This is a genomic window from Vibrio kasasachensis (genome assembly GCF_050337565.1).
Lineage (GTDB): Bacteria > Pseudomonadota > Gammaproteobacteria > Enterobacterales > Vibrionaceae > Vibrio > Vibrio kasasachensis.
In genome coordinates this window covers 413,719-420,646 of the sequence record NZ_JAKJTB010000011.1, presented here as the reverse complement: position 1 = coordinate 420,646, position 6,928 = coordinate 413,719, and the positions used below count along the sequence as shown (strand labels likewise).

Genomic DNA, 6,928 nt, shown 5'->3' with positions numbered 1-6,928 from the left:
GCGCTCACTTTCTTCCAACGCTTGTAATCGCTCTTGTTGCGCTTGTTCAATTTCATTTTTTGCGTTGGGCGAAATAGGCGCAGCATTGGTGGGCATTGAGAATACGAAAACCAACAACAACCAGATCGAGTAGCTTACATAGTGCATAAATACAATAATTAATTATGTAATTATTGCGAACGTGTCAAATTCAAGACTTACGTGCAACAACAGTACTATGCTTTGCGACTCACAGCTGAGTTATATGTAACTTACAGAATTGGTTGTATTTCATAAAATTTAGTGGTTTTAGGTAGAGACAAGAATGGGTGCTGCTACTGCCGGAATTTCTAATGGGTGACCCTTTGGGTTTTGCCATTTGCAATAAACCCAAGCATTTCATGAATTATCACCCTAGTTCACTTTCTCGCCATTTCGCACTGTATCTTGGGGTTAGCAGGCGCATAATCAAAATTGCGTCAAGATAAAGAGAGTCACAACGTGGTGGGTCACCACCGAAATTTTCGTATTCAAACAATCGGGAATTACCAATGACAAACACAAGATTTCCAAATGATTTTTTATGGGGCGGCGCCATTGCTGCAAATCAAGTTGAAGGGGCTCACACGCTCGGTGGCAAAGGGCTATCTACTTCAGATATGCAGCCTAACGGCATCTTAAGCCCGCACCAAACTCGCGAAGAACGCACGCCTGGCATCAAAGACGTGGCGATCGATTTTTACCATCGCTACCCAGAAGACATCGCGTTATTTAAAGAGATGGGCTTCACTTGTTTACGCCTGTCGATTGCATGGACACGCATATTCCCCAATGGTGATGAGCTAGAGCCAAACCAAGCTGGCTTGGAATACTACGACAAGCTCTTTGCCGAACTCGCCGCCCATGATATCACCCCATTTGTCACGCTTTCCCACTACGAAATGCCGTATGCTCTGGTCGAAAACTATAATGGTTGGGGAAGTCGCCAACTGATTGAGTTCTTTACCCGCTATGCTCGTACTGTTTTTGAACGCTACAAAGACAGCGTAAAACTATGGTTAACGTTTAACGAAGTTAACATGTCACTGCACGCGCCGTTTACTGGTGTTGGCTTAGCAGAAGACGCCAGCGAGCAAGACATTTTCCAAGCCATTCACCATCAGCTTGTCGCCAGTGCTCAAGCCGTTCAGCTATGTCACCAAATCATTCCTGATGCGAAAATAGGAAACATGCTTCTCGGTGCAATAACCTACCCACACACCTGTCATCCTGATGATGTTATCGCCACTATGCATGAGAACAACCAATGGCTATTCTTTGGCGATGTGCAAACTCGTGGTCGTTATCCGGGATATATGTTGCGTTATCTGCGCGAAAACAACATTACCATCGAGATGGCGGAAGGTGATGTTGAAACATTAGCGGCTGCAAGTGTCGATTTTATCTCGTTCAGCTATTACGCTTCGGGCTGTGCTAGCGCACGCGAGCAAGAAAAGGAAGTTGGTAATATTTTGGCAGGCGTACCAAACCCATACCTTGAGAAAAGCCAATGGGGCTGGTTAATCGATCCCCAAGGTCTGCGTGTTTTACTCAACTTCCTGCACGATCGTTACCAAAAGCCGCTATTTATTGTAGAAAATGGCTTAGGAGCGCGTGATGAGATAACCGCTGACGGTGAGATTATTGACGATTACCGCATTGCTTACTTAAATGATCACTTAGTACAAGCACGTGAAGCTATTGAAGATGGCGTAGAACTCATGGGTTATACCACATGGGGACCAATCGACCTCGTCGCAAACTCAACCGCTGAGATGACAAAACGTTACGGCTTTATTCATGTTAACCGCGACAACGAGGGCAACGGTGACTTAACGCGTATGCGTAAGAAGAGCTTCTATTGGTACCAAGAAGTGATCCGAACTCAAGGGGCGAGCTTGAAAAAATAAACCGATAAGGGTTAGCAAAAGCTAACCCTTTTTACCTCTATCAAAGCATGCACATCCCAATCACAGTTTGATGCTTGCGAGCCTACCCACGCGTTAAATATTCAATTTGGCTTAACCACTGCTTAGATAAAGCATCATATTCCGTTCCGGATAAACGCTTAAATGCACTTCTAGCCTCTGCCCAACGTTTCAATTCAAATTCACTAATTGCAGACAACAAAAACCAATAGTGGTTGCTTCTTTTATTGGTATCTAAGTGGCTAAATTGCGCAATTGCTTGTTGCCAATGACCTTGCTGATAGGCAATCAAACCCTGCGTTATCTGGCTGTCCTTTTTACCCGATTTAGCCAGCCATTCCGCGGCTTTTACCCTATCTTTTGACAGTAAGTAACCTTGTGCCAATAACGCGGCATAACTTGGAGTCGATAACAATTCAGGATGAGCTTCTAATACTTGCACTGCACGGTTTGGAGCTTGAAAACGCATTAGCATTTGAACATATAAAATAATACTTCTCTGTGGTAATCGATGAGATTTATACGCACTTCCCAATACATTTAATGCTTGATGATCTCGTTCTAACTTAAGAAATGAATAGGCGTATTTTTCCCAATAATCGGCATTATTTGCATAACCAGTAACAAGCATGGCAAGCACCCGGTTTACGTTTACCCAATCATCAAGCTGTTGATACACGCCCATCATAAAACGTTGGCGTTGCTCAGTTGCTTGGTGGTTCACCGCGCGCTCCATTTCATTAACAGCCAAACGGAGATGTTGTTGATTGTACAAGCTGTAGGCTTTTAAAGAATATAACTCAGCGTATATCCCAGCCTCAGGTTTCACCTCCGCCGCACGACTAACCGCAAGCCATTGATCAACCCGATCAATCACCACTTGATGATTTTGGATCTGATAATGTAATTGCGCAGACAATTTCAGTAGTTCCGACTGCCTATCTGCCTGTTGGTTAAGCAATATCAACGCATCAGCGGCGCGCGCTGCACAAGCATAGCGATTAAGCGCAATACAGGCTTGTAAGTGTAAATAAGCAGCCATCTGCTTTGATTGAGGTTGTGCCGATTGCACTTGTTTCTCAAACAATTCAATTGCTTCTAACGCAGCCAATGGGTCTTTTTGCAGTTGCATCTGCAACCGCTGGTAGGTTTGATGGTGTCTTGCATCTGTACTAGCCCACGTGACCGAGGAGATCAACCACAGAACAATAAGACTATTTTTCCAGTTCATATCGAATTGTTATCCTTTGCCATTGGTTTTCTTTAGGGGCAATAAATCTCCAGCGAATAACGGCGCGTTTGGCCGAGCGGGAAAAGACCCCTTCCGGGCTTTCCGCAACCACTTTTATCTCCTCCGCTTTACCCTCGGCATTAATATTGAGTTCCAAAGTCACGTACCCTTCCACGCCATTTTGTTTGGCTCTAAAAGGGTATTGAGGTGGAATTTGAAACACTGGTTTCGCTTGCGCCATTGCACTACTCATTACACTACCCGGTCCGGTACCTTCAGGGCTAAACGTCAAACTCACCATTTGCAAATTTGGCTTAGAACGATCCAAGGGTATTTTGATATTCGGTATTGAGACCGAGGAATCAAAATCCAATGCTGATAGTGCTACCACCATTGGTGGAGGCGGCATAGAGGCGCTTTTTGGCGCTTGGCTCAACTCAAACAATTGCTCTATTTCAGGCTCAATATTCTCCTCTTGATGGGCATGAAATACCGTCGATAAACTCACCGGTTTAACTCGCGCTACTGTCTGGTTACCAACCGTTAGCCAATACATCAACCAAACCAACAACAGGTTAATCATCACGGCAATCAACAACGGTTGTTGATACCACCGAGAGCGAATTGCGTTATTTGAACTAAGATTCTGTTGCAACAGCGACATTATTCACTCCGGCAATACGCACCTTGTCGATCACTTGAATTAAGCGACCACTATCTACGGATTTATCTACATCAATCACCACCGAGACATTGCTTGCTTGAGCCGATTTTTGCTTAACTCGAGTCGTTAACATCGCTACTTCAATGGCTTGATTATCTAGCCAAATCTGCCCTTGATCATCCACTGAAACCGTAATCGAAACGCTTGAGATCGAATCGGTTACTTGGCTACTCGGTCGCTCGACTCGAATTTGATTTTGCTGTTGAAATGAAGCCGACAAGATAAAGAAAATCAGCAATATAAACACCACATCAATCAATGGTGTCATATCTACGCTCGCTTGCTCCGCCGAGGCATCATTATGACGAAAACGCATGATTTACCTCCAATTGGCTGCGAAAAGTGGCGTAATAGCGACGCTTTCTCTGATTCAAATTATGCACAAAGTACAAACCAGATAATGAAGTAACTAGACCTGATAGAGTGGTTAATAACGCTTGTGAAATTCCGCCAGAAAGCTGACGTTGAATATCTAATTGATCAAGCTGTTGAAAGCTATCAATCATGCCATCAACTGTGCCCAGCAAGCCAAGTAGCGGCAGCAGTTTGACCAGCACCGTAATCCACTCAATGCCTTGGTTGAGTTGCTGTTCGGCTTGGTTTAACCACGCTCGACAAATGTGTTGGTAGGCTTTCATTGAAACGCGCTCATGCTGTTCACGTTGTGAATTCAAAGAGGACTCGAAACTGATGCGGCATCGTGTTTGATTCTGATACGCACGCGCAATCAACCACCACATCACCATAGAAAACCCAATAATGCCCCACACCAAAGGACCTGCCGCATGCAAGAAATCAAACATTTACGGATTCCTATGTTGTGCTTGTTGACGAAGCACGATCAAACCGGCGCTTTGCTGTTCCAAGACCTCAATCAAATGGGTACTTTGGGCCTTCAAACCACAATGTAACAACAATAATGGCACCGCGACCATTAAGCCTAATTCGGTGGTCAAAAGTGCTTGTGAAATTCCTCCAGAAAGAAGTTGGCTATCGGCACTGCCATGTTCAGTAATAACCCTAAATGTTTCTATCATGCCGCCAACGGTACCCAACAAGCCGAGAAGAGGAGGAATGCTCGCAAATACGGCTAGACTACCTACGCCCATTTTGAAGCGTGGGACTTCTTTCAACACCGCCTCATCGATAACGGCTTCAAGCTGTGCATTTTGGCAAGATTGTGTGGCAAGAATCACGCGCCCCAACCCATTGTCCATATGCGCCTGTTTGTCGTTCATTTGCGCGTAAATTTTACGTTTTTCCTTGCGCAAGACGATGCTCCGCACCAACGCAATACCCAGCCCGATTAAGCCAATTAAACCAATCAATACCCCCACAATACCGGCAGGTGCTAAGCGCTCGAACCAACTTGGTGTTTGCGCTTGTTTTTGCAGTAATACGCCAAAAGCAGGGTCAATAATGGTTTCAACTGCACCAATCTCTAGTGTTGGCTGAGGAGCCATTACCATCCATGATTTCTCACCGGGAAGGTAAGTCATCCAAGTGGGCATATCGAGTTGAGCATAAGCATTAAAAGGGCCAAACTGAGTCACCGTTGCTGTTAATGGCTCACCATTCGCCAATACAATGGACTGCTCACTTCGTAAGGTTTTACCACTGACGATAGTTTGCTCAAGTAACGCAACCCAAAGCTTTTTAATATGAGCAATATCGACGGATTGTTCATCGCTTGATACAAAACCTGATTGGTCAAACGCCCAAAGACCATGTGGCGATACACGTTGCAGCATTAAATCACCATGCTCGACAACATGCCTGAATACACTAGTCATCGCCTCACGCTGAGATTGGTATTGTTGCCTTCTGAGCTTCAGCTTCTCTTGTAAGACTAAGATTCGGTCTTCCAATTCAATATTCATTGTATTGGTCTTAGCCAACTTTTCCTGTACTAAAACTAACGTCTTCGTTGCCTGTTTTAGATCCTTTTTTGCGTTTTTTACATTCAAGTCCGCTTGTTGTTTTTCGATCAAAGAACCTTGTATTACTTGCTGTAAAACCTTGTCTAACTCTGATGCAAAAACACCGCTGTGCCAGCTCAACGCTAACACCAAAATACACCACACAGATTTCATTGCTTCGTCTCGATAGCCATTGGAGGAAGAGTAATAAGGCTAGGCAGTTGTTTACCCGCTGACATTTCTGCCGCTTGCTTAAGTGGCGCAACCCAATCTACCGCGAGCGGTTGCCAACTCTGCACCCACATGCCCGCTTTCATTTCATCTGGGGTGAAATAGTAAAAACCTAATCGCCCAACACGAACATAAGTAACCAAGACGCCATCCAACTTGCCTTGCCAGCTTTCTGTTGTGTAGCCGTAGCTCAACTCCACTTGATAAGCATCAAGAATTGAGAGGATTTTGTCACTCTCAGAAAGACTCGCATCCACCATCCTCTGCTGCAAATTAGCAACCCGCGCGCGGCGCTCTTCAATCAAAAATGGCGCATCTGCTTCAACCAGCATAGTCAACGATTGCACCATCTCATCCATGAGCGGACCAAGCATCATTCGCGTGGTTCGTAATTGGGACTGCTTCGCTTCAATTGCTCCCATTGCGACTTCCAACTGTGCGATTTGCTTAGTAAGCAATTGATTATATTTGTCTGCTAATTGCTGTTCCCTAAGTACCTGTCGATACTGCTCGACAACGTCTAAATTTCTATCGTCGAGTGCTTCAACTTTAATTTGAGATTGCTGACTTGCTTTTAAACCTGATAGATCCGCTTTGTTAATTTCACTTATTTCATTCGACAACGCTCTGTTCGAGAAAAATAGAAAACACATTACCAAACCCAACAGGTAAGTATATTTCCCTCGATTTATAATTATTAAGAACAACCTTAAATCTCCAATATCACCATTATTTTTCACAATTTAACAACACAAGAACACCTTCTCTTATTGCTATACAAGAGCCGCTTCGCATCGTGAAAATCGTAGTGAGGATATTATCATCAACCACTAATGATAACAATTGCCATTTAGATTCGCATTGTGATATTGTGCCG

Annotated in this window: 7 protein-coding genes; 1 reads left to right on the top strand and 6 read right to left on the bottom strand. The window is 44.3% G+C overall.

All coding sequences use genetic code 11. From position 1 onward, the window contains the following. The first annotated feature begins 530 nt into the window (after positions 1-530). Positions 531-1,928, top strand: coding sequence for a glycoside hydrolase family 1 protein (locus L4C38_RS08805; RefSeq protein WP_428797165.1), 1,398 nt, complete (start codon positions 531-533; stop codon positions 1,926-1,928). Between the two features lie 82 nt (positions 1,929-2,010). Here the strand turns inward: L4C38_RS08805 and L4C38_RS08800 are convergent, their stop codons facing one another. The 6 genes from L4C38_RS08800 to L4C38_RS08775 are packed head-to-tail and all read right to left on the bottom strand — an operon-like array spanning position 2,011 to position 6,704. Continuing rightward, the gene (locus L4C38_RS08800) at positions 2,011-3,177 is read right to left on the bottom strand and encodes a hypothetical protein (protein ID WP_428797164.1); all 1,167 of its coding nucleotides are present in this window, start codon (positions 3,175-3,177) and stop codon (positions 2,011-2,013) included. Then, positions 3,161-3,841, bottom strand: a complete 681-nt coding sequence (locus L4C38_RS08795) for an energy transducer TonB (protein ID WP_428797163.1) — start codon at positions 3,839-3,841, stop codon at positions 3,161-3,163. The genes L4C38_RS08800 and L4C38_RS08795 overlap by 17 nt, the downstream gene beginning before the upstream one ends. Then, positions 3,816-4,217, bottom strand: a complete 402-nt coding sequence (locus L4C38_RS08790; RefSeq protein WP_428797162.1) for an ExbD/TolR family protein — start codon at positions 4,215-4,217, stop codon at positions 3,816-3,818. Before L4C38_RS08790 ends, L4C38_RS08795 begins: the two co-directional genes overlap by 26 nt. Beyond that, positions 4,201-4,704 (bottom strand): MotA/TolQ/ExbB proton channel family protein, encoded by a 504-nt coding sequence (locus tag L4C38_RS08785; RefSeq protein WP_428797161.1) that lies wholly within the window; start codon positions 4,702-4,704, stop codon positions 4,201-4,203. Before L4C38_RS08785 ends, L4C38_RS08790 begins: the two co-directional genes overlap by 17 nt. Further along, a complete protein-coding gene (locus tag L4C38_RS08780; RefSeq protein WP_428797160.1) occupies positions 4,705-5,994 on the bottom strand; it encodes a MotA/TolQ/ExbB proton channel family protein in 1,290 nt (429 codons plus the stop codon). Next, positions 5,991-6,704 (bottom strand): DUF3450 domain-containing protein, encoded by a 714-nt coding sequence (locus L4C38_RS08775; protein WP_428797159.1) that lies wholly within the window; start codon positions 6,702-6,704, stop codon positions 5,991-5,993. The genes L4C38_RS08780 and L4C38_RS08775 overlap by 4 nt, the downstream gene beginning before the upstream one ends. Between the last annotated feature and the right edge of the window lie 224 nt (positions 6,705-6,928).

Coding starts and splice junctions, on each gene's coding strand:
- L4C38_RS08795 (WP_428797163.1), bottom strand. CDS start 3,841: ATGTCGCTGTTGCAACAGAATCTTAGTTCAAATAACGCAATTCGCTCT.
- L4C38_RS08800 (WP_428797164.1), bottom strand. CDS start 3,177: ATGAACTGGAAAAATAGTCTTATTGTTCTGTGGTTGATCTCCTCGGTC.
- L4C38_RS08775 (WP_428797159.1), bottom strand. CDS start 6,704: ATGTGTTTTCTATTTTTCTCGAACAGAGCGTTGTCGAATGAAATAAGT.
- L4C38_RS08785 (WP_428797161.1), bottom strand. CDS start 4,704: ATGTTTGATTTCTTGCATGCGGCAGGTCCTTTGGTGTGGGGCATTATT.
- L4C38_RS08790 (WP_428797162.1), bottom strand. CDS start 4,217: ATGCGTTTTCGTCATAATGATGCCTCGGCGGAGCAAGCGAGCGTAGAT.
- L4C38_RS08780 (WP_428797160.1), bottom strand. CDS start 5,994: ATGAAATCTGTGTGGTGTATTTTGGTGTTAGCGTTGAGCTGGCACAGC.
- L4C38_RS08805 (WP_428797165.1), top strand. CDS start 531: ATGACAAACACAAGATTTCCAAATGATTTTTTATGGGGCGGCGCCATT.